We start from the raw sequence: 21,208 nt of genomic DNA on the forward strand, positions 1-21,208 counted from the left end.
CACTAATCACCTCGCAGTTGTTCGTTCATGATCAGGAAGGCGCCCAGGCCGTGGAAGTCGTTGGTGGCCCGGTCGCGAGCGATGTAGTACGCGTAGTCGCCCACGTTGGTACCGATGGAGATGTCGGCGAGGTTCGTGCGCCCGTCGGAGCCGACCGAGAGCTTGGCGAGCACGCCCTGGTAGCCGCGGTGTGCGACGGCCCTGAAGCGCTGGTCCAGGTATCCCTGCTGGGCACCGCGCGAGAGGGCGTAGGTGAACATGCTGGAGCAGGACGTCTCGGTCCAGTTGTCGCCGCGGGCACCCTTGTCGATCACCTGGAACCAGCGGCCGGTCGCCGGGTCCTGGTACTTCTCCAGGCCGGCCGCCAGCTTGCGGAAGACGCCGAGCAGCTGGGCCCGGCGCGGGTGGCGCTGCGGGATGCCGTCCAGCACGCCGACGATCGCCATGGAGTACCAGCCGACCGCACGGCACCAGTGCTCGGGGGCGAGCCCGGTGCGCGGGTCGGCCCAGCCGGCGCTCTTCGACTCGTCGTAGGCGTGCTCGAGCAGTCCGTTCGCGACCTGGAGGTGGCTTCCGTAGACGGCGAGCTGTTTCGCGGCCTCGTCGTCGGTGTAAGAGCTGTCGCCGAACTCCTCTCCGTACTCGACGAGGAACGGGTTCACCATGTAGACGCCGTCCGCCCAGAGCTGGTGGGCGCGGCTCGCGGTGTCGGCGTGCCAGAAGCCACCGTCGCTCGTGCGGGGATAAGTGGCCAGGCGGTCGACGATCTTCTTCGCCGCCTTGCGGTAGCGGTCCTGGCCCGTCTCGTGGTGCAGGATCACCAGGAGCCGGCCGGCCTGCATGCTGTCCAGGCTGTTGAAGGACTGGCCGATCGAGCCGTCGCTCTTCACGAAGCGGTCGACGTAGTCCTTGATGTAGGTCAGGTAGCGGGTGTCATGGGTGCGCTCGTACGCCAGGTACTGGCCGTAGAGGTAGAGGCCCACCGGGTAGGACCAGCCACCGATGGTGCTCGGTGTGTAGCGGGCCATGGTCGACTCGACCATGGCCACGGACCAGTCCCGGTCCGGTGACGGGCCGGCCGGGGAGCCGACGGGCGGGGGTGCGGCGGCCGGCAGGGTGACCAGGGTCGCGGCGGCCAGTGCAAGGGTCGTCAGAGCCGTGCGAAGACGACGGCGTCTCATGTTCCTCCCTCTCCGTGAGCCAGGAGACACGGGAAACATCGGATGAAAACCAGGGGGATTCACATGTATGAACTGAGTTCAGGATTCCGCCCGTTGGCGCGATCCAGAGTCGCGGCAGGACCGCCGCCGGTCAATGGTCTGTACCGAAGAGGTCGGATGCATTTCCGGCCAATTTCAGCCATCGCCCACTGACTCGCGGGTCAGTTCGGACGGATTCTCCGGTCAGGAATGCATCACGGCTCGTGATCGTTGACGATGGTGGTACCACCTGACGACAACCGTAAGGATCAAGAGCTCGTGAGCAGCAAGGTCCCCCCGATCACCCTCAACAACGGCGTCGAGATGCCCCAGCTGGGTTTCGGCGTCTGGCAGGTTCCGGACGACGAGGCCGAGCGCGCCGTCGCCACGGCGCTCGAGGCCGGGTACCGCAGCATCGACACAGCGGCGATCTACGGCAATGAAGTGGGCACCGGAAAGGCCATCGCCGCCTCCGGAGTGGCCCGTGAGGACATCTTCGTCACCACCAAGCTCTGGAACAGCGACCAGGGCTACGACGCGACCCTGCGCGCTTTCGACACGTCGCTGGACAAGCTCGGCCTGGACTACGTGGACCTGTACCTGATCCACTGGCCCACGCCCTCCCGCGACCTGTACGTCGACACGTACAAGGCGTTCGAGAAGCTGCACGCGGACGGCCGGATCCGGGCCATCGGAGTCTCCAACTTCGAACCCGACCACCTGGAGCGGCTGATCGCCGAGACGTCCGTCGTCCCGGCCGTCGACCAGATCGAGCTGCACCCGCACCTCCAGCAGCGCGCGGCCCGCGAGTATCACGCGGAGCACGGCATCGCCACCGAGGCGTGGTCGCCGCTCGGCTCCGGCAAGGGCCTCCTGGAGGTCCCGGCCGTCGTGGCCATCGCCCGCAAGCACGACCGCACCCCGGCCCAGATCGTGCTGCGCTGGCACCTCCAGCTCGGCAATGTGGTGATCCCCAAGTCCGTGACGCCGTCCCGGATCAAGGAGAACATCGAGGTCTTCGACTTCAGTCTGGACGCCGAGGACCTGGCGGCGATCAGCGCGCTCGACGAGGACCGGCGCCTGGGCCCGGACCCGTCGACGTTCAACGCCGCCTGACGGCACAGCGGTTCGGCCGGCGGTGGGCTCCTGTCGTAGGGGGCCCACCGCCGGCCTTCGTGTGTCCGGCGTCAGCCGATCTGCTCCGCGCGTCAGACGGGCTGGCCGATCGGCCGTACGACCACGGTGTTGATGTCGACGCCCTCCGGCTGCCGTACGGCCCACACGACCGAGTCGGCGATCTGGTCGGCGGTGAGCAGGTGGCCGGGCGGCAGGCTGCCGTTGCCGTCCCAGAACGGTGTCTCCACGCGGCCGGGGGCCACCAGGGTGACGCCGACGCCGAACTCGGTCACCTCACGGCGGGCGTTCTCGGCGAGCCCGGTCACCGCCCACTTCGTCGCCCCGTAGAGGTTGCCGGGCCCGTGGACGAACCCGGCGACGCTGCCGATCAGGACGATCCGGCCGCGGGTCTCCTTGAGGGCGTCGATGGAGGCGCGGATCAGGAGGGCGGGGCCGAGCACGTTGGTCAGCACCATCTCGCTCCAGCCGGCGGGGTCTCCCGCGGCCACGGTGTCATGGGTGGCGAAGCCCGCGTTGGCGACGACCGTGTCCAGTCGGCCGAACTCCTTGAACGTGCCGTCGACGGCGGCCTGGATGTCGCCGTACTCGGCGGCGTTGCCGACGAACGTCAACAGCCCCGCCGGTTCGCCCAGTTCCTCGGCGAAGGCGCGCAGGCGCGGCTCGCCACGGCCGGTGACGGCCACCCGGTGCCCCGCGTCGAGCAGTCGCCGTGCGACCGCGGCGCCGATACCGCTGCCGCCGCCGGTGATGAGCGCGACCGGTGAGTCGGACATGGCTTCCCCCTGTGTGCTTGTGTCATCTCGTGGGCAGCGGGGAGTACATCAGCTGGAGCGCTCTCGAAGTCAAGTGCCGCAGGCGCGGCGGCAGTCGGCCGAGGGGAAGCGGCGCCGCCACTCCGTCACGGTGAAGCCCCCCGGCACCCGGGCGCGGTCCGGGCGGCCCGGTCCGGCGCCAACGGGAGTGACCGGTCGGCGAGTTGGGCCGCGATGTTGTGGGAGTCGTGCGCGAAGTAGGCCGGCGAACTCCACGGCCGCCCGTCCGCGTCGGCGGTGGCGAGCACCAGGTACAGGGCGGCGTCGACCATCTCGCGCGCGGTGTTGGGGGTGCTCACCTCAGCCCCTCCTGCAGTGGACGAGGCCGAAGTCCCGTTCCCACCCGTCAAAGCCGCCCTCGGGCCCCCGCTCCCAGGCGACCGAGATGGTGTCGCCGTCCTCGCCGACACGCCCGACGAACCGCTGCCGGAAGTCATGCGGCGCGAAGTCCGGCTCCTCCCGCAGCAGGTGCCACATTCCGTCGGCGAAGGTCATGCGCCCGGGAAGTCGGCCTCCCTCACCCATTCACCGCCTCACCGCCGCCAGCTCCTCGGAGAGCGGTACGGCGCGACACGCTCGGTGTGCGGCCAGAGCGGAACGGAGGGTGTGGACCTCCGGGCGGGGTCGGTCGCGAGGACGCGGCTCAGGAGAACCGCCACGAGGGCGGCGAGTTCGTCGTCGTCGGGCCGGCCGCGCTCCACGCGCACCCGGGAGTGTCCTGCGTCGACAGTGGTCACGGTTGTCTCCTTCCACCCGGCTGCGGGGCCGGCGGGCTACTGGGGTTGGTTGCCGTGCTTGCGGGAGGGCAGATCGGCGTGCTTGGTGCGCAGCATGTGTAGGGAGCGGACGAGGACGACCCGGGTGTCGGCGGGGTCGATCACGTCGTCCACCAGGCCGCGCTCGGCCGCGTAGTAGGGATGCATCAGCTCTGCCCGGTACTCCTTGACCATGCGGGCCCGCATGGCGTCGGGGTCGTCGGCGGCGGCGATCTGCCGGCGGAAGACGACGTTCGCGGCTCCCTCGGCGCCCATCACCGCGATCTCGTTGGTGGGCCACGCGTACGACAGGTCGGCGCCGACGGAACGGGAGTCCAGGACGATGTAGGCGCCGCCGTACGCCTTGCGCAGGATCAGCTGGACGCGCGGGACGGTGGCGTTGCAGTACGCGTACAGCAGCTTGGCGCCGTGCCGGATGATGCCGCCGTGTTCCTGGTCGACGCCCGGGAGGAAGCCGGGGACGTCGAGGAGCGTCACGAGCGGGATGTTGAAGGCGTCGCACATCTGCACGAAGCGGGCGGCCTTGTCCGAGGCGTCGATGTCCAGGACTCCGGCCAGGGACTGCGGCTGGTTGGCGACGATCCCGACGGCCTGTCCGTCCAGGCGGGCCAGGGCGACGATGACGTTGCCGGCCCAGTGCTCGTGGACCTCCAGGTACTCCCCGTCGTCGACGAGCGACCTGATCACCGCGCGCATGTCGTAGGACCGGTTGCCGTCGGTGGGGACCAGGTCGAGGAGTTCGTCGCAGCGGCGGTCCGCCGGGTCCCCGGTCGGCTCCACCGGGGCTGTCTGCCGGTTGTTCTGCGGGAGCAGCGACAGCAGGTAGCGCACCTCCGCCAGGCAGGTCTCCTCGTCGTCGTAGGCGAAGTGCGCGACGCCCGACACCTCGGCGTGGACGTCCGCACCGCCGAGCCCGTTCTGGCTGATCTCCTCCCCCGTCACGGCCTTGACCACATCCGGGCCCGTGATGAACATCTGGGACGTCTCGCGGACCATGAAGACGAAGTCGGTGAGGGCGGGGCTGTAGGCCGCGCCGCCCGCGCACGGGCCGAGCATCACCGAGATCTGCGGGATGACGCCCGAGGCCTTGGTGTTGCGGGTGAAGATGCCCCCGTACCCGGCGAGCGCGGTGACGCCCTCCTGGATGCGGGCGCCCGCGCCGTCGTTCAGGGACACCAGAGGCGCCCCAGCCGCGAGGGCCAGATCCATGATCTTGTGGATCTTCTCGGCGTGGGCCTCGCCCAGCGCGCCGCCGAAGATGCGGAAGTCGTGCGCGTAGACGAAGACCGTGCGGCCCTCCACCGTGCCCCAGCCGGTCACCACCCCGTCGGTGTGGGGCCTGTTGGCCTCCAGGCCGAACCCCGTCGCGCGATGCCGACGCAGCGGCTCCACCTCCTGGAACGAACCCTCGTCCAGCAGCAGTGCGATCCGCTCACGTGCCGTCAGCTTCCCCTTGCCGTGCTGGACCTGCGTCGCCTCCTCGCTCGGGCCGGCCTGGACCTGACCGCGCAGCCGGCGAAGTTCCTGGACCCGCTCACTCAACATCTGGCTCCTCGGTTGGTTCGGGGACATGTCCGCACCCCGTCCGTCTCTACCGTGGACGACTCAACAACCGCTCGAAGGGCGCTCCTTTCCCTCCCGCAGAGCGGAATTTGAGTACGTCTATAGGGCCCGCGGCGAGCATCTGGTTCGAGAACTGAAAGCGGCGCGACCGAAAATGCGGCCAAAGGGATGCAGATGACCATCGTCAAAAATGCTCAGCCCGGTAATGGCGACGACAAGCGCACCGCGGCAGTCACCAGCCTGCGCGAGCTGGCACTCGCCTCGGCCGCGCCCGCGGCGTTGCGAGCCGCCATCCAGGTGGGGGTCGCCGACGAGCTCGGCGATACGCCCACACCGGCAGAAGACCTGGCCAGGACATTGAAGGTGGACGCGGGCGTGCTCGGGCGGCTGCTGCTCACGCTGGAGCAGTACGGCGTCTTCGGCCGGACTCCGGACGGCTACACCCATACCCCGGCCTCCCGGCTACTGCGCGAGGACAGCCCGCAGAGCCTGAAGTTCTGGGTCCTCTGGGTCACCGAACCCTGGGCCTGGGAATTGTGGCCGCACCTCGAGGAAGCGGTACGGAACACCGGCAAGGACCTCTTCGAGGAGAAATATGGAGCCGAATTCTTCGCGTACCTCCACAAGGAATGGCCGCAGTCCACGGAGGTCTTCAACAAATCCCAGACCGAGCTCAGCCGGATCACCTCCGCGGCGCTCGCCGAAGCGCTCGACTTCAGCGCAGTGCGCACCCTCGCCGATGTCGGTGGCGGCCGCGGCTACACCCTGTCGACCCTGCTGGAGAAGAACCCGCACCTGCACGGAACCCTGGTCGACCTGCCCGCGGCGGTCGCGCACCCGGACCCCCGGCTGCGACCCGACGGCGCATTGGCGTCCCGTTCCCGGGTCCTCACGGGCGACTGCCTGAAGAAGATCCCGGTCGAGTCGGACGTCTACCTCTTCAAGAGCATCCTCGAGTGGGACGACGAGCGGACCGTCACCGCGTTGCGCAACGCCGTCGCGGCCGGCCGGCCGGACAGCCGGATCCTCATCGCCACCAACCTCGTCGACGACAGCCCGGAGATCCGGTACGCGACCGGCATCGACCTGCTGTTCCTGCTGAACACCAACGGCAGGCGGCACACCAGGGACGGCATCACCGCCCTGGTCGAGCGGGCCGGGCTGCGGCTGGAGGGGATCAGCGCGGTCAAACCCCTGTTGCACGTGGTCGAGGCATCCATCCCCGAGTGAGGGAACCGGCGACCGAGGAGGCCACGGTGAACACGCACACGATCGCACCGCCCGGCACGGATGCCGAGCACGCCGCCAACGAGGCGCTCGCGGAGATCCTCTTCTGCCCCGAGGGCAGGACGGACCCCTACTCCCGCTACCACCGCCTCCGTGATGCCGTGCCCGTGCACCGCAGCACCCTGGGGATCTGGGTGCTCAGCCGCTACGACGACGTCTTCGAGGCACTGCGGGACAAGAGGGTCGGCAAGGATGTGCACACCTTCCTGGCCGGCCGGTTCAGCGGGGACTGGGAGCAGCATGCGGCGCTGCGCAAACTGGCCTCCAGCATGCTGTGGGCCAATCCGCCCGACCACACACGGCTGCGCCGCATCATCAACCTGGCCTTCACCGCCAAACGGGTGATGGCGCACCGTGATTTCATCGTGCGGAAGGTGGACGAACTGCTGCGGCCCTTCGTGGCGGCCGGCGGCGGGGACATCTGCAACGACTTCTGCTACCTGCTGCCCATCAGCGTCGTCGCCGGTCTCGTCGGCGTCCCCCAGGACGAGGCGCCGTTGCTGCGGGAGCCGATCCGCAACTTCCAGCGCACCTTCGAACTGGGCATGACCGCACTGGAGTTGCGGGTGGCCGACGAGGGGGCGGAGTTCCTCGACGACTACTTCGGAGCGCTCGTGCGCAAGAAGCGGCGCGAGCCGGGCGACGACCTGCTGTCCGCCCTGATCGCCGCCGAGGACGACGATCCGCTGGACGACCTGGAGCTCGCGGGGATCTGCCACATGCTCATCGCGGCCGGTTCCGAGACCGCCACGCACTTCCTCAACAACGGCATCCGGCTGTTCATCGAACACCCCGACCAGGCCGACCTCGTGCGAGCCGACCCCGGGCTGATGAAGACCGCGATCGAGGAGGTGCTGCGCTACGACCCGCCGGTCCACATGCTCCCCCGGACGATCAGCGAACCCCTGGACGTCGGCGGTGTCCGCATTCCCGCGGGTTCGCGGGTGATGATGATGATCGCCGCCGCCAACCGGGACCCGGCGCGCTTCACCCGCCCGGACACCTTCGACGTCACCCGCGACGAGGGGATGTCGATCTCCTTCGGGGCGGGCATCCACGGCTGCCCCGGGTGGCGGTTGGCGAAGCTGCAGGCCGAGACCGTGTTCAGCACCCTGCTGGAGCGGTTCCCGCACCTGGAGATCACCGAACCGCCGCGCCCGCAGCCACGGGTCACCCTGCCGGGACTGGAAGCGCTGCGCATCCGCCTGGGAGCCGGGACCGGGGAGGCACGGTGACCACCGAGACAGCCGTGCGCTTCCTGTCCGAGGAGTACCTCGCGCAGCTGGAGCAGCTGCCGCCGGGCGAGCAGCAGAGCGTCCCTCACGTCAACGTCCGGGTTCAGTTCCACGCGACCGGCACCCCGCGGGGCACCGTCGACTACCACGTCCTGATCGAAGAAGGGGTCGTGACGGGTGCCGGCCGCGGCCGGCTCGAGGGCGCGGACCTCGAGATCACGGCCGCCCACCGCGAGCTGGCCGACTTCGAGACCGGCGACCTGCACGCCGCCACGGCCTTCGTCACCGGACGGTTCGCGGTGACCGGGGACAAGGCGAAGCTGCTGGACCTGATGTTCGTGCTCCAGACGGGGCGTTACCACCAGTTCACCGCCGATCTGTGGTCCCGGACCACACGGTGATGACCGAGCCGGCGAAGCCGACAGGAGGACTACCGATGCGCAATCAGTACGACGTCATCGTCGTGGGCGGAGGACCCGCGGGCGCCGCGACCTCGGGGTTGCTGTCCATGTGGGGCCGGCGCGTGCTCCTGCTGGAGAAGGAGAAGTTCCCCCGGTACCACATCGGGGAGTCGCTCATCCCCGGCGTGATGCCGGTCATCAGGGAGCTCGGCGCCGCCACGGCGCTGGAACAGCTGGGGGCCCAGCGCAAGAACGGGGTGACGCTGATCTGGGGCCCGAGCCCGGAGCCGTGGACCATCCGCTTCGACGAGATCGCCACCAGCGCCCCGGTGGACGACTCGGCGCCCCGGCCCTACGCCTACGAGGTCAAGCGGGCGGAGTTCGACAACATGCTGCTGACCCACTCCCGGCGGCTCGGCACGACCGTGGTCGAGGAGGCGCAGGTCCGCGAGGCGATCTTCGAGGGTGACCGCTGCACCGGGGTTCGCTACAGTCCCGCCCACTCCGACGACATGATCGACGTGTACGCCCCGCTGGTCGTCGACGCCTCCGGCCAGTCGAAGTTCATGGGCCGGCGCTTCGGCTCGGTCGACTGGCATCCCGATCTGAAGAACCTGGCCGCGTGGACGTACTACCAGGGCGGCAGCCGGCTGGAGGGGGACGACGCCGGCAACATCGTGGTGGAGGCCTGCCCGCCCGGCTGGCTGTGGATGATCCCGTTCAGCGACGACACCTGCAGCGTGGGGTTCGTCGCCCCGAGCCAGCAGTTCGCCACGTCCGACCTGGCCCCTGCGGACCTGCTGTACCAGCAGATCGGCGAGACCCGGACGATCAGGCGGCTGCTGTCCGGTGCCGTGGAGGTCGCCCAGGTGCGCACGGCCAAGGACTGGTCCTACACCTGCGAGCGCATGAGCGGGCCGGGCTTCCTCCAGGTCGGCGACGCCGCGGCGTTCATCGACCCGCTGTTCTCCACCGGGGTCATGCTCGCCCTCAAGGGCGGGTCGCTGGCCGCGCACGCCGTGCACCGGATCCTCGACGCCCCGGACACCGAGGCCGAGCTGCTGCACAGCTACGAGAAGGAGTACCACGCGGTCCTCGACGTGGTGATCGACTTCGTGCGCTTCTTCTACGACCAGAACAAGGAGGTCGAGGAGTACTTCGCCAAGGCACGCGACCTGATCGACCCCGAGGCGGAGCGCAAGGCCCGGGACGACTTCATCGTCCTCGTCTCCGGCCTGGCCAAGGCGGTGGAGGGCTGGCAGCTGCAGCAGTAGCCGCACACATGTCCCGCTCTCGACGAAAGGTCGGCCGATGTCGACGATGAACCAGACCCTGCCGGTCAGCGACCTCGATCCGTTCGCCCTCGATGTCCTCGACGATCCCTATCCCGCCTATGAGCGACTACGCGAAGCCGGGCCGGTGGTGTGGCTGGAGCGCTACGGCGTCTGGGCCACCGGACGGTTCAGCGCCGTCCGCGCCGCCGTCCTCGACCACGACACCTTCAGTTCCACGGCCGGCGTGGGCCTCGCCGACCTGCGCCGGCAGCAGGGCCCCTCGGACGTGAACGCCGGGATGGCCGGCGCCGGCCGGGGACCGGGCTGGCGTACCCCGAGTCTGCTGCTGGAGCAGGACCCGCCCGACCACACCCGCGCCCGGCGCGTGGTCGGTTCGGTGCTCTCCGCCAGCGCGGTGCGGGCCAGGGCGCAGGCCTGGGCGGCCCAGGCGGAGGCGATGGTCGGACAGCTGGTGGACACCGGCGAGTTCGACGGGATCGGCAGGCTCGCCCAGGAGCTGCCGCTGCGGCTGTTCGCCGACGCGGTCGGGCTGCCCAGGGAGGGCCGCGCGGAGCACCTGCTGCCCTTCGCGGACTTCGCGTTCAACGCCTTCGGGCCGCCCAACGAACTGTTCCGCAATTCGGTCGCGGCCGGTGACGCGGCCCTGCCCTGGGTCGTGCGGCACTGCTATCCGGACCGGCTGGACCCCGAGGGCTGGGGCGCGCAGATCCACCGGCTCGCCCGGAGCGAGGGATACAGCCGCGACGAAGGGGCCGTGCTCGTACGGTCGTTGCTGGCCGCCGGGATCGACACCACCGTACGCGGACTGGGCTCGGTGCTGTGGCTGCTGGCCACCCACCCGGAGCAGTACGCGCTGCTGCGCCGGCAACCGGAGCTGATCCGGGCTGCGTTCGACGAGGCGGTGCGTCTGGAGTCGCCGACCCGGATGTTCTTCCGGGTGGTCGCGAAGGACACCGTGCTCGACGGGGTCGACCTGCCCGCCGGGGAGAAGATTTTGCTGCTCTTCGGCGCCGCCAACCGGGACCCGCGCCGCTGGGAGCGGCCCGACACGTTCGACATCACCCGCAAGTCCGGCGGTCACCTCGGCTTCGGGGCCGGCATCCACGCCTGCGTCGGGCGGATCGTCGCCTACCTGGAAGCGGACGTCATGCTGCGGGCGCTGACCCGGCTCGCCGCCACGATCGAGACGAGCCGCCCGCCGCGCCGCCACCTCAACAACACCGTCCGGGGTCTGGCCGAGCTGCCGCTCAGGCTCACCTCCGGCTGAATCGAGGAGACAATGCCCGTTTCTGACCACTGGTGGTCGGAGCACGACGGCTACGCCGCACGGATCATGTCGATCCTGGCCGCCGACCCCGAGCACACCGCGGTGCACTGGCGCGGACGCGCGATCGCCGCCGGCGAACTGGCCGCCTCCGTCACCAGGACGGCGCAGGCCCTACGGCACCATGGGCTCGGCCCGGGCGGTGTGCTGGGTGTCCTGGTCGCCCCCAACAGCCCCGACATGCTCGCGGCCCGGTATGCCGCCCACCTGGTCGGTGCCGCCGTCTGCTATCTGCGCTCCACCAACGCCGGCTCGACCGTGCCGGTGCTGTCCACGGACGAGCAGGTGCGGATACTGCTCGACACCGGTGCCGCCGCCCTGCTGAGCGATCCGGAGAACGAGGACCGGGCGAGGATCCTGGCCCGGCGGACCCGCGACCGCGTCGCGGTCGTCCGTACCGCCGCGCCACCCGCCGGCGGTGTACCCCGGCCCGCCGCCGGCTGGAGCCCGGAGGCGGCCGCCGTCATCGGCCTCACCAGCGGCAGCACCGGCCGGCCCAAGGGGATCCTGCTGTCCGCCCGCGCCTGGACCAGCCGTGTCGACGCGGCGGCGGCGTCCAACACGGCCGGCGAAGAGGTACGGCTGCTGGTCACCACACCGCTGAGCCACACCGTCGGCCCGATGGCCGACGCGGCCCTGCTGTCCGGCGGCGGTGTGGTGCTGCACGAACAGATGCGCCCCGAGGAGGCGTTGCGGGCGGTCGAGGAACACCACGTCACCCGCATGTACCTGGCCACTCCGCAGCTGTACGAGATGGTCGACCAGTACCGCCTCACCCGGGCCGACCTGTCCTCACTGCGCCAGCTGATCTACGGCGGCTGCGCGGCCGCGCCCACCAGGATCGCCGAGGCGGCCGAGGCGTTCGGGCCGGTGCTGGTGCAGGGGTACGGGGCCAGCGAGTGCGGCCGCATCACCTTCCTCGGCCCGCACGACCACAAGGACCCGCAGCTGGCCGGCACCGTGGGCCGGCCGTTCCCGGGGGTCCGGATCAAGATCTGCGTGCCCGGTACCGACGACGGGGTGGCCGTGGGCGAGACCGGCGAGGTGTGCGTGAACTCGCCGCATCTCATGGACGGTTACTGGGCGGACCCCGCGCGCACCGCGCAGGCGCTGCGCGGCGGCTGGTACCGCACCGGGGACCTCGGCCACCTCGACGGCGAGGGCCGGCTGCATCTGCTGGACCGCATCGCCGACGTCATCAAGACCGAGGGCATCAAGGTGTACCCGGCCATCGTCGAGCGGGAGATCCTCACCGTGCCCGGCGTCGCGCAGGCCGCGGTCTACGGCGTCCGGGACGCCTGCAACATCGAGCACGTCCACGCGGCCGTCGTGCTCCGTGAGGGCGCCCGCGTCACGCCCGCCGAGGTGCGCGACCGGGTCAGGGCGGCCCTGTCCACCCCGCACGTCCCCGAAGAAGTCCTGCTGCTGGACACGATGCCGCTCAAGCACTCCGGCAAGCCGGACAAGTCATGGCTGCGCCGGGAGACCGGCGCACCGGCCGGCACCGCGCCTGGAAGGTGATCCCGCATGAACAAGCACCTGGAGCACTTCACCGACGAGATGGCCCGATTCGGGGACCGGAAACGGGAGTTCCTCGAGATCGGCAGGCGGGCAGGGCTGTTCCCGAGCGCCGTCGCACGGCTGGGCCGCGACAGCCGCGAGCAGGAGATCAGCGTCTGGTGCAGCAACGACTACCTCGGCATGGGGCAGCACCCGGTCGTACTGGAGGCGGTCAAGGACGCGGTGGACGCCTTCGGCGCCGGCTCGGGCGGCTCCCGCAACATAGGCGGGACCAACCACTACCACGTACTCCTGGAGAGGGAACTCGCGGCGCTGCACGGCAAGGAAGCCGCGATCGTCTTCCCGTCCGGCTACACCGCCAACGACGGCGCGCTGTCGGTGCTGGCCGGCCGGGCGCCCGGCACCCTTGTCTTCTCGGACGCGCTCAACCACGCCTCGATCATCGACGGCCTGCGGCACAGCCGGGCCGAGAAGAAGATCTTCCGGCACAACGACACCGACCACCTGGAGGAGCTTCTCGCCGCCGCGGACCCGGACCGGCCCAAGCTGATCGTCCTGGAGTCGGTGTACTCCATGTCCGGCGACACAGCTCCGCTCGCCGACGTGGCGCGGTTGGCCGCCCGGTACGACGCCACCACCTACCTCGACGAGGTGCACGCGGTCGGCATGTACGGGCCGCAGGGGGCGGGCATCGCCGCCCGGGAAGGCCTGGACGGCGAGTTCACCGTCATCATGGGCACGATGGCCAAGGGGCTCGGCACCGCGGGCGGGTACATCGCCGGCCCGGCGGCCCTGGTCGACGCGGTGCGCAGCTTCTCCCGCTCGTTCATCTTCACCACCTCGCTGCCGCCGTCGACCGCGGCCGGCGCGCTGGCCGCCGTACAGCACCTGCGGTCCTCGGAGTACGAGCGGGCCCGGCTCGCCGAGAACGCCCGGCTGCTGCACCGGCTGCTGGCCGAGCGGGCGATCCCGTTCGTCTCGGCGGACTCGCACATCGTCTCCGTGTTCGTCGGGGACGACCGGCGGTGCCGCAGGGCGTCCGCGCTGCTGATGGAGCGGCACGGGATCTACGTGCAGCCGATCAACGCGCCGAGCGTGCGGGAGGGCGAGGAGATCCTGCGGGTCGCGCCGTCGGCCACGCACACCACGACCGACATCGAGAAGTTCGTCGACGCACTGGACGGCATCTGGCAGGAGCTCGAGCTGCCGACGGCCGTCCCCGGGCGCCCGTGATATCGCTGGCCGCCGTGCTCGCCGAGTCGGCGGCACGGCGTCCGGACCATCCCGCGGTCGTCTTCGGGCCCGAAGTCCTGACGTATCGTCAACTCTGGTCGGAGGCGCGGCGGCACGCGGCCGTCCTGACCGAGCAGGGCATCGGCGCCGGTGACACGGTCGCGCTGCTGCTCGGCAACTCACCGCGCTTTCCCATGGCGTACTACGGGGCCCTCGCGGTGGGGGCCACCGTGGTGCCGGTGCACGCGCTGCTGAAGGCGGAGGAGATCGCGTACGTGCTGCGCGACTCCGGGGCGCGGCTGCTGGTCTGCGACGGCGCGCTGCTCGGCGAGGGCACCGCCGGTGCCCGGCGCGCGGGGGTAGCGCTGCTGGAGGCGGAACGCCTCGGGGCCCGCGCCCGGCAGGCGGTCCCGGTCGAAGACTGGCTGCCGCGGGCGCCCGGCGACATCGCCGTGGTGCTCTACACCTCGGGCACCACGGGCCGACCGAAGGGCGCGCAGCTGACCCACCTGGCACTGACGATGAACATCACGGTCTGCATGCTCTCCCCCTTCGCCTTCCGGCCCGAGGACGTGCTGCTCGGGGCGCTTCCGCTGTTCCACACGTTCGGCCAGATCTGCGGCATGGGCGTCTGTTTCCGGGCGGGCGCGACGATGGTGCTGATGCCGTCCTTCGACGCGGACCGGGCCGTGGACCTGATGACCCGGCACCGGTGCACGGTGTTCATGGGCGTCCCCACCATGTATCTGGCCCTGCTGGAGACCGGCGCCCGCCCGACCACCCTGGAGCGGGCCTACTCGGGCGGGTCCGCGCTGCCGGTGCGGGTTCTGGAGGACTTCGAGCGGGAGTTCGGGTGCCCGATCTACGAGGGCTACGGCATGACCGAGACCTCGCCCGTCATCGCCTACAACCGGCCCGGGACGCCCCGGCGGCCAGGGGCCGTGGGTTTCCCGGTGTGGGGTGTGCGGGCGGAGATCGCCAGGGCGGACCTGGAGGAGCGTGTCGAGCTGCTGCCGGCGGGCGAGATCGGCGAGATCGTGGTGCGCGGACACAATCTGATGGCCGGTTACCTGGGCCGCCCGGACGCCACCACCGCTGCCCTGGTCGACGGCTGGTTCCGCTCCGGCGACCTGGGGTTCAAGGACACCGACGGCTGCCTCACCCTGGTGGACCGCAAGAAGGACATGGTGGTGCGGGGCGGCTACAACGTCTATCCGCGCGAGGTCGAGGACGTGCTGATGCGTCATCCCGCTGTCGCGCAGGCCGCGGTGATCGGCGTGCCGGATCCCCGCTACGGGGAGGAGGTGTGCGCGGTGGTCCGCCCGGTGCCGGGCAGGACGGCCGGCCCGGCGCTCGGCGCGGAGATCTCGGCCTGGGCGAAGGAACGGATGGCGGCGTACAAGTATCCGCGCCGGGTCGAGTTCGTCGACACGTTCCCGGTCGGCGCGAGCGGCAAGGTCCTCAAGCGCGAACTGGTGGGCCTGTTCGGGCGGTCCGGGGAGAGCGGGCGGCACCGTGTCCGGGTCGACTGATCCTTTAGGTCGTTTTGCCAGAGTTGCCACGGTTCCCGGACGGGAACCGTGCGACGAGGGGCCCTCGCCCTGCTCCGCAGGAGTCCGTTCCTCCCCGCCTGGAGGCGGGGCCATCTACGGAGGAATCAGATGAGCTCGAACATGAGCAGACGGTCGGCCCTCAAGGCCGTCGGCATGGGGGCGGCGGCGCTCGCCGTCGGAGCCGGTCCCGCGGCGGGCCCGGCCACGGCCACCGGCGGCACCACACCGGACGACCTGCGCACCGCGCTCGGCGGGAAGGTGCTCTTCCCGGGGGACGCGGACTACGACGCGGAGCGTGCCGCCTTCAACACCCTGATCCAGCAGAGCCCGAACGCCATCGTGGTCGCCGAGACGCCGCAGGACGTGGCGACGGCGGTGCGCATCGGCGCCGGGGGGCTCGGCTGGCCGATCGCGGTGCAGGCGACGGGACACGGTATCTGCGTGCCCGCCGACGGCGCCCTGCTGATCAACATGCGCAAGATGAACGGCGTCAGCGTCGACACGGCCGCCCGGACGGCGCGGATATCCGGCGGTGCGAAGTGGGCCGACGTACTCGCCGTCGCGGCCCCGGCGGGTCTGCTCCCGCCGGTCGGCTCGACCTCGGACGTGGGGGCCACCGGCTATGCCACCGGCGGCGGCGTGCCGGTGCTCGGCCGGACCTACGGCTTCGCCTCCGACCGGGTGCGCTCGATCGACCTGGTCACCCCGGACGGGCGGCTGCGGCACCTCACCCCGGCCAGGGAACGCGACCTGTTCTGGGCGGTGCGCGGTGGCGGGAGCAACTTCGGCGCCGTCACCGCCTTCGAGATCGACCTGCTGCCGAACGCCACCGTGTACGGCGGCGGCCTGGTCTTCCCCGCGGCGGCGGCCGCGCAGGCGTTCAAGGCGTACGTCGCGTGGACCGCGACGGTGTCGGAGAGGATGACGTCGGTCGCCTCCTTCATCCGCCAGCCCACCAGCCAGGTGCTGCGGATCGAGACGGTGTACGTCGGTTCAGCGACCGACGGCGCGGCCGAACTCGCCCCGCTGCGGGCCCTGCACCCCGTCGCGGACACCGTCACCGACGTGCCGGTCGCGCAGCTGGACGGCATCTTCAACGTCCCCGCCAGGCCCAGTGCGGGGCTCGTCGAGGGCGGTCTCATCGGTGCTCTGGACCCCGCCGGAACGGATCTGGTGCTGGACACGCTGGGCTTCGGCAACACGCTGCCGTCCGGGGTGGCGGAGGTGCGTCAGCTGGGTGGCGCGTTCGCGCGACCCCCGGCGGTGCCGAGCGCGATCGGCAACCGGGACGCGGACTTCCTGCTGTTCCTGAGCAACCCCGTGCCCCAGCCGTCGCAGGAGCAGGCCGTGGCGCAGGCGCAGCGGGGGGTGCTGGACGCGCTGGCCCCGGTGCTCACCGGTGGCACGGTGCCGACCTTCCTCGGCACCCTGGACACCACGGTGGAGGAGGTGCGGGCCGCGTACACGGACAGCGACTGGTGCCGGCTGCTGCGGCTCAAGCATGTCTACGATCCGGCCAACCTGTTCCGGGTCAACCACAACATCCGCTGACCCCCCGGGGGGTCCGCCTCAGCGGGCGGACCCACGCCCGGCGTCTGCGCGGACCCCGTCGAGGGCTAGCTCGAGGTGGCGGCGCCAGCCGGAGCTGCCCGTGGGGCGGAAGTACATGGTCGCCATCACACCGCGCGTGAGCAGCGGGAAGTCGGCGTAGGTGAGATCGGCGCGCACCGCCCCGGCGACCACGGCGCGCTCGATGACTCGGGTGACGATCTCGGCGAACTCGGCCTTCTGCTGCTCCAGCCCCTCCCACTCGATGTCGCCCGCGCCCATCAGCGCCAGTTGGAAGCTGGCGTCGCCGTCCGCGGCCTCCAGATAGCTGCGCAGCACGGTTTCGAAGGCCTCGCCCGGGTCGGGGATCTGTTCGGCGGCGCGGGCGAGGCCCGCCATGCCCTCGTAGCGCTCACGGACCATGGCGGTGAACAGCGCCTGCTTGCTGGGGAAATGGCGGTAAAGGGTGCCCATGCCCAGACCGCAGTGGGCGGCGATCTCCTCCATCTGGGCCTCGCGACCGCGCAGGGCGAACAGCTCGCGCGCGGAGGCCATGATCCGTGCGCGGTTGCGGCGGGCGTCCGCGCGCAGCGGTCGTTCGGTATCGGACATCGCTCCGGCCCTGGCTCAGGGGTCGATTGACAAGCGGAACCTTAGTTCACTATCGTCGACACGACAAGACGGAACCGGACTTCCTCTTCCTCTTACCCTGCTCCTGCCAGGAGGCATCATGCTCGTGATCACCGCTCCCACCGGCCAGATCGGCCGTCAGGTCCTCGAGAAGGTGCTGGAGGGCGACCGGCCCGTCCGGGTCATCGCCCGCGACCCGGCCAAACTGCCCGGCCCCGTGCGCGAGCGCGTCGAGGTCGTCCAGGGCACGCACTCCGACCCCGCCGTGCTCAGCGAGGCGTTCGTCGGCGCCGACACGGTGTTCTGGCTCGTACCCCCGAACGCGCGCGCCGAGAGCGTCGACGGTTACGTGCTCGGCTTCACCCGAACCGCGTGCGAGGCGATCACACAGCAGGGCGTCAGGCGCGTCGTCGGGGTCTCCACCCTGGGCCGCGGGGCGGCCAAGAACGCCGGACAGGTCTCGGCCGCGCTGGCCATGGACGAACTCATCGAGGCCACCGGCGTCGCCTACCGCGCACTGCGGATGCCGGGCTTCATGGAGAACATGCTCCAGCAGGTGATGCCGCTGAAGAACCAGGGCATGTTCTTCACGGCCATCTCCCCCGACCACAAGCTGCCCACCTGTGCCACGCGCGACATCGCCACGGTCGCGGCCCGGCTGCTGCTCGACGACTCCTGGGACGGACAGTCGGGGGTCCCGGTACTGGGCCCCGAGGACCTGTCGCCCAACGACATGGCCCGGATCATGTCCGAGGTGCTGGAGCGGCCGATCCGCGCCCAGCAGGTGCCCGCGGAGGCCTACCTCGCCAACCTGACCCGCAACGGCATCGCCCAGGGCTGGGCCCAGGGCCTGGTCGACATGGCCACCGAGGTCGAACTGCGCGACATCTACCACGCCGAACCGCGCACCGCCGAGGGCACCACCCCCACCACCTTCCGACAGTGGTGCGAGGAGGTGCTCAAGCCGGCCGTTCTCTCCTGACCCGAACCGCGCACCACCGACGCCCAGGGGGCGGCCGACCGGTTTCGCACCGGCGGCCGCCCCCTGGGCGTCGGTGTGCGCCCCTCAGTCGTAGCTGACGCGGCGCGAGCGGGTCAGGAACACGCCGTCGCGCTCCACCAGTTCGTCGTGCATGACGCAGCTGACGAAGACCGGCTCCCGCTCCGGCCGGACCTTGACGACCAGGCAGTAGGCGGTCGCCCGGAACCCGCCGTCGTCCAGCAGCCGCAGATCGATCATGTTGACCCAGTGCCGCCGCTGCATCGGATCGTCCTGGAACCGGCGGTGGAAGTCGGTCAGGTCCGCGACGATGCCGTCCCGGGTGCGGGCCGGTTCACGTCCGGGGGTGTGCGCGAACTCGGCGTCCTCGGTGAAGGTGCCGGCGTAACCGCGGATGTCCCGCTCGTCCAGGAGCCTCATCTGAGCGGCATAGAACTGCTGCACCCGTGGATACGCGGTGACCGGATCGAGCCGGGCGGGGACTGTTGTCATTGGCGCTCTCCCAGATCTCGGTTGATGCGCGCACAGTCTCTGCGAGAGCGCTCGAACTTCGGTCAAGCCATGTGCAATCGCTCCGCCTGCCACGAAAGAGCGGCTCAGTACGCCTTGAGGAACCTTTTAGGTGACCTGGTTACGTTGATCCCGTCCACAACAGATCTGCTCGATCGCCGATCGACGGCAACAGGGGGATGCGGATGACAACGGCCGAAAAAACACAGCCTGTTGCCCTGGTCACCGGCGCAACGCGCGGGATCGGCCTGGAAATAGCCCGGACACTGGCCGGGCACGGAATGGCGGTATTTCTCTGTGCGCGCGACCATGACGACGTCGCGGCAACGGTGAAGGAAATGCAGCAGCAGGGACACACGGTCGACGGACACGGCTGCGACGTCCGGTCGGCGGAGCAGATCCACGACCTCGTGCGGCGGGCGGCAGACCGCTTCGGTCCGCTCACCGTCCTGGTGAACAACGCCGGCCGTCCGGGCGGCGGGGCTACCGCGGAGATCTCCGACGACCTGTGGTGCGATGTCGTCGAAACCAACCTGACCAGCGTCTTCAGGATGACCAAAGAGGCTCTGACCACCGGCGGAATGCTTCGGACCGGCCGCGGCCGGATCATCAACATCGCCTCCACCGGCGGCAAGCAGGGCGTCGTCCACGCCGCTCCGTACTCCGCCTCCAAGCACGGAGTCGTCGGATTCACCAAGGCACTGGGGCTGGAACTGGCGAAGACCGGCATCACCGTCAACGCGGTCTGCCCCGGTTTCGTCGAGACACCGATGGCCGAGCAGGTACGGGAGCACTACGCCGGAATATGGGGTGTCGACACGGCCGAGGCGCATTCCCGTATCACCGCGCGCGTTCCGATCGGCCGCTATGTGGAGCCGAGCGAGGTGGCCGCCATGGTCGAGTACCTGATATCTCCCGGCGCCGCCGCAGTCACCGCGCAGGCCCTCAATGTCTGCGGCGGGCTCGGCAACTACTGAATTCCCACGCCTCCGAACCCCTGCATTACTCATGTCACGAAGGGTGGCTTCCGCTATGCCGCGCACAGCGCCGCCGGCCCGCACCGCGAGTTCGCTGATGTCGGAATGCATCTACTATCTTCCGCGTCTGATGTTCCTGAACTCCCGGTACGCGCCGCAGACGCACTGGGGGGACATCGCCACGGTGCTGCGGGATTTCCCCGAGGACAGCAGCGCCGTGGGGTCGCCGAAATTCTGGGAGGAATGGCAGTCCCGCTGGATCGCCCACGGCGACCTCTACTCCCGGCTGGCCCGCACCTCCTCCACTCGCGCCGGACGCACGCGCGCCGAGCGCGGGGCCGCGGTGTCGTACCACTGGGCGGAGTTCATGGACTTCGGCGACCGGCAGCGCAAGCTCCGGCTGCGCTCGCTGGTGCGCGAGCACTTCCTGCGCAGCCTCGCCGACGGCGAACTCCGGTACACAGAGGGCGAGTTGGCCGCGGGCGAGCACAGCGGCTGCCGGGTTCCGTACTGGCTCTTCCTGCCGCCGTCCGCTGGCCCGGGGGCGAAGCCGGTGCCCTGTGTGATCCTGTCCAACGGCCTGGACTCGATGACCGAGGTGGAGGTCCTGGCCCTCGCCGAGCCCTATCTCGAACGCGGCATCGCGGCGCTGCTGTTCGACGGACCCGGACAGGGGATCCATGTCGGGCAGGTGCCGCTGCGCATCGCGATGGAGTCGGTCGTCGCCGGCCTGGTGGACCGGCTCCGGCAGGATCCACGCATCGCGCACGACCGGCTCGCCTTCTTCGGCATCAGCTTCGGCGGCTACTTCACCCTGCGGATCGCCCAGCGGCTCGGCCCACTGTTCACCTGCCTGGTGAACCTGTCGGGCGGTCCGCGCGTCGCGCCTTTCGACGGGCTTCCCCGCCGGCTCAAGGACGACTTCCGCTTCGTGTTCGCCTGCGGTGAGCCGGTGGACATGCAGGCCCGCTTCGACGCGCTGGAGATCGACCCGGCGGTGCCCCCCGGCGCCGCGGTGCTCAGCGTCCACGGCGGACGGGACGACATCTTCCCGGTGGCCGGCCTCGAGGAACTCGACCGGGCCTGGGGAGGCAAGCACCGGCTCGTGGTGCACGAGAACGAGGCCCACATCTGCCCCAACCTCGTCAACCTGTGGAGCACCGAGACGGCCGACTGGGTGTCCGATCAGCTCCGGCCGGCCTAGGGA

At 70.4% G+C, this 21,208-nt stretch carries 21 protein-coding genes; 13 read left to right on the forward strand and 8 right to left on the reverse strand.

Features of this window, described 5'->3' with window-relative positions:
* Positions 1-2 precede the first annotated feature (2 nt).
* Entirely contained in the window at positions 3-1,181 is a 1,179-nt protein-coding gene (locus tag ACIRP7_RS35795; protein ID WP_403668121.1) for a glycoside hydrolase family 105 protein, read from the reverse strand.
* 297 nt (positions 1,182-1,478) lie between these two features.
* Between ACIRP7_RS35795 and ACIRP7_RS35800 the strand changes: the two genes are divergently transcribed.
* Complete coding sequence (locus tag ACIRP7_RS35800; RefSeq protein WP_403668124.1) at positions 1,479-2,315, forward strand: aldo/keto reductase; 837 nt, start codon at positions 1,479-1,481, stop codon at positions 2,313-2,315.
* 92 nt (positions 2,316-2,407) lie between these two features.
* Here ACIRP7_RS35800 and ACIRP7_RS35805 read toward each other — a convergent pair whose 3' ends face one another.
* The 5 genes from ACIRP7_RS35805 to ACIRP7_RS35825 all read right to left on the reverse strand — a co-directional run bounded on the left by ACIRP7_RS35805 (position 2,408) and on the right by ACIRP7_RS35825 (position 5,469).
* Positions 2,408-3,109, reverse strand: a complete 702-nt coding sequence (locus ACIRP7_RS35805; protein ID WP_403668127.1) for an SDR family oxidoreductase — start codon at positions 3,107-3,109, stop codon at positions 2,408-2,410.
* A 125-nt stretch (positions 3,110-3,234) separates the two neighbouring features.
* Positions 3,235-3,447 carry a pyridoxamine 5'-phosphate oxidase family protein gene (locus ACIRP7_RS35810; RefSeq protein WP_403668129.1) on the reverse strand — a complete coding sequence of 71 codons (213 nt, stop codon included), beginning with the start codon at positions 3,445-3,447 and terminating at the stop codon, positions 3,235-3,237.
* A gap of 1 nt (position 3,448) precedes the next feature.
* A complete protein-coding gene (locus ACIRP7_RS35815; RefSeq protein WP_403668132.1) occupies positions 3,449-3,643 on the reverse strand; it encodes a hypothetical protein in 195 nt (64 codons plus the stop codon).
* Positions 3,644-3,681: 38 nt separating this feature from the next.
* Positions 3,682-3,885, reverse strand: a complete 204-nt coding sequence (locus ACIRP7_RS35820; RefSeq protein WP_403668135.1) for an acyl-CoA carboxylase subunit epsilon — start codon at positions 3,883-3,885, stop codon at positions 3,682-3,684.
* Positions 3,886-3,921: 36 nt separating this feature from the next.
* Complete coding sequence (locus ACIRP7_RS35825; RefSeq protein ID WP_403668138.1) at positions 3,922-5,469, reverse strand: acyl-CoA carboxylase subunit beta; 1,548 nt, start codon at positions 5,467-5,469, stop codon at positions 3,922-3,924.
* Between the two features lie 192 nt (positions 5,470-5,661).
* Between ACIRP7_RS35825 and ACIRP7_RS35830 the strand changes: the two genes are divergently transcribed.
* The 9 genes from ACIRP7_RS35830 (at position 5,662) to ACIRP7_RS35870 (ending at position 16,887) form a co-directional block, all read left to right on the forward strand.
* Positions 5,662-6,717: a methyltransferase gene (locus tag ACIRP7_RS35830; protein WP_403668140.1), complete on the forward strand. Its 1,056-nt coding sequence runs from the start codon at positions 5,662-5,664 to the stop codon at positions 6,715-6,717.
* A 26-nt stretch (positions 6,718-6,743) separates the two neighbouring features.
* Entirely contained in the window at positions 6,744-8,009 is a 1,266-nt protein-coding gene (locus tag ACIRP7_RS35835) for a cytochrome P450 (RefSeq protein ID WP_403668143.1), read from the forward strand.
* Positions 8,006-8,410 (forward strand): SCP2 sterol-binding domain-containing protein, encoded by a 405-nt coding sequence (locus tag ACIRP7_RS35840; RefSeq protein WP_403668145.1) that lies wholly within the window; start codon positions 8,006-8,008, stop codon positions 8,408-8,410. Before ACIRP7_RS35835 ends, ACIRP7_RS35840 begins: the two co-directional genes overlap by 4 nt.
* Before the next feature lie 35 nt (positions 8,411-8,445).
* Positions 8,446-9,684, forward strand: coding sequence for a tryptophan 7-halogenase (locus tag ACIRP7_RS35845; protein ID WP_403668148.1), 1,239 nt, complete (start codon positions 8,446-8,448; stop codon positions 9,682-9,684).
* A 37-nt stretch (positions 9,685-9,721) separates the two neighbouring features.
* Positions 9,722-10,972 (forward strand): cytochrome P450, encoded by a 1,251-nt coding sequence (locus ACIRP7_RS35850; protein ID WP_403668151.1) that lies wholly within the window; start codon positions 9,722-9,724, stop codon positions 10,970-10,972.
* A 12-nt stretch (positions 10,973-10,984) separates the two neighbouring features.
* Positions 10,985-12,550 carry a class I adenylate-forming enzyme family protein gene (locus tag ACIRP7_RS35855; protein WP_403668154.1) on the forward strand — a complete coding sequence of 522 codons (1,566 nt, stop codon included), beginning with the start codon at positions 10,985-10,987 and terminating at the stop codon, positions 12,548-12,550.
* Positions 12,551-12,556: 6 nt separating this feature from the next.
* Positions 12,557-13,783: a 5-aminolevulinate synthase gene (gene hemA / locus ACIRP7_RS35860; RefSeq protein WP_403668157.1), complete on the forward strand. Its 1,227-nt coding sequence runs from the start codon at positions 12,557-12,559 to the stop codon at positions 13,781-13,783.
* On the forward strand, positions 13,780-15,315 hold the full coding sequence (locus ACIRP7_RS35865; RefSeq protein WP_403668160.1) for a long-chain fatty acid--CoA ligase: 1,536 nt from the start codon (positions 13,780-13,782) through the stop codon (positions 15,313-15,315). The genes hemA and ACIRP7_RS35865 overlap by 4 nt, the downstream gene beginning before the upstream one ends.
* A gap of 141 nt (positions 15,316-15,456) precedes the next feature.
* Positions 15,457-16,887 carry an FAD-binding oxidoreductase gene (locus ACIRP7_RS35870; protein WP_403668163.1) on the forward strand — a complete coding sequence of 477 codons (1,431 nt, stop codon included), beginning with the start codon at positions 15,457-15,459 and terminating at the stop codon, positions 16,885-16,887.
* A gap of 18 nt (positions 16,888-16,905) precedes the next feature.
* Here ACIRP7_RS35870 and ACIRP7_RS35875 read toward each other — a convergent pair whose 3' ends face one another.
* Positions 16,906-17,496, reverse strand: coding sequence for a TetR/AcrR family transcriptional regulator (locus tag ACIRP7_RS35875; protein ID WP_403668166.1), 591 nt, complete (start codon positions 17,494-17,496; stop codon positions 16,906-16,908).
* A gap of 118 nt (positions 17,497-17,614) precedes the next feature.
* Between ACIRP7_RS35875 and ACIRP7_RS35880 the strand changes: the two genes are divergently transcribed.
* Positions 17,615-18,496 (forward strand): NAD(P)H-binding protein, encoded by an 882-nt coding sequence (locus tag ACIRP7_RS35880; protein ID WP_403668169.1) that lies wholly within the window; start codon positions 17,615-17,617, stop codon positions 18,494-18,496.
* An 84-nt stretch (positions 18,497-18,580) separates the two neighbouring features.
* On the opposite strand, the gene ACIRP7_RS35885 is transcribed toward ACIRP7_RS35880, so the two are convergent.
* A complete protein-coding gene (locus ACIRP7_RS35885; protein ID WP_403668172.1) occupies positions 18,581-19,006 on the reverse strand; it encodes a nuclear transport factor 2 family protein in 426 nt (141 codons plus the stop codon).
* A gap of 203 nt (positions 19,007-19,209) precedes the next feature.
* Here ACIRP7_RS35885 and ACIRP7_RS35890 point away from each other — a divergent pair, with 203 nt between their 5' ends.
* Entirely contained in the window at positions 19,210-20,001 is a 792-nt protein-coding gene (locus ACIRP7_RS35890; protein WP_403668175.1) for an SDR family NAD(P)-dependent oxidoreductase, read from the forward strand.
* A 55-nt stretch (positions 20,002-20,056) separates the two neighbouring features.
* A complete protein-coding gene (locus ACIRP7_RS35895; protein ID WP_403668178.1) occupies positions 20,057-21,205 on the forward strand; it encodes an alpha/beta hydrolase family protein in 1,149 nt (382 codons plus the stop codon).
* Positions 21,206-21,208: the final 3 nt, after the last annotated feature.

The organism is Streptomyces sp. NPDC102270 (assembly GCF_044766405.1).
Lineage (GTDB): Bacteria > Actinomycetota > Actinomycetes > Streptomycetales > Streptomycetaceae > Streptomyces.

What these genes read in the sequence shown, in the direction of transcription:
- ACIRP7_RS35845 (WP_403668148.1), top strand. Translation starts at nt 8,446, where the DNA reads ATGCGCAATCAGTACGACGTCATCGTCGTGGGCGGAGGACCCGCGGGC.
- ACIRP7_RS35895 (WP_403668178.1), top strand. Translation starts at nt 20,057, where the DNA reads ATGCCGCGCACAGCGCCGCCGGCCCGCACCGCGAGTTCGCTGATGTCG.
- ACIRP7_RS35815 (WP_403668132.1), bottom strand. Translation starts at nt 3,643, where the DNA reads ATGACCTTCGCCGACGGAATGTGGCACCTGCTGCGGGAGGAGCCGGAC.
- ACIRP7_RS35795 (WP_403668121.1), bottom strand. Translation starts at nt 1,181, where the DNA reads ATGAGACGCCGTCGTCTTCGCACGGCTCTGACGACCCTTGCACTGGCC.
- ACIRP7_RS35885 (WP_403668172.1), bottom strand. Translation starts at nt 19,006, where the DNA reads ATGACAACAGTCCCCGCCCGGCTCGATCCGGTCACCGCGTATCCACGG.
- ACIRP7_RS35855 (WP_403668154.1), top strand. Translation starts at nt 10,985, where the DNA reads ATGCCCGTTTCTGACCACTGGTGGTCGGAGCACGACGGCTACGCCGCA.
- ACIRP7_RS35825 (WP_403668138.1), bottom strand. Translation starts at nt 5,469, where the DNA reads ATGTTGAGTGAGCGGGTCCAGGAACTTCGCCGGCTGCGCGGTCAGGTC.
- hemA (WP_403668157.1), top strand. Translation starts at nt 12,557, where the DNA reads ATGAACAAGCACCTGGAGCACTTCACCGACGAGATGGCCCGATTCGGG.
- ACIRP7_RS35875 (WP_403668166.1), bottom strand. Translation starts at nt 17,496, where the DNA reads ATGTCCGATACCGAACGACCGCTGCGCGCGGACGCCCGCCGCAACCGC.
- ACIRP7_RS35870 (WP_403668163.1), top strand. Translation starts at nt 15,457, where the DNA reads ATGAGCAGACGGTCGGCCCTCAAGGCCGTCGGCATGGGGGCGGCGGCG.
- ACIRP7_RS35830 (WP_403668140.1), top strand. Translation starts at nt 5,662, where the DNA reads ATGACCATCGTCAAAAATGCTCAGCCCGGTAATGGCGACGACAAGCGC.
- ACIRP7_RS35890 (WP_403668175.1), top strand. Translation starts at nt 19,210, where the DNA reads ATGACAACGGCCGAAAAAACACAGCCTGTTGCCCTGGTCACCGGCGCA.
- ACIRP7_RS35805 (WP_403668127.1), bottom strand. Translation starts at nt 3,109, where the DNA reads ATGTCCGACTCACCGGTCGCGCTCATCACCGGCGGCGGCAGCGGTATC.
- ACIRP7_RS35850 (WP_403668151.1), top strand. Translation starts at nt 9,722, where the DNA reads ATGTCGACGATGAACCAGACCCTGCCGGTCAGCGACCTCGATCCGTTC.
- ACIRP7_RS35880 (WP_403668169.1), top strand. Translation starts at nt 17,615, where the DNA reads ATGCTCGTGATCACCGCTCCCACCGGCCAGATCGGCCGTCAGGTCCTC.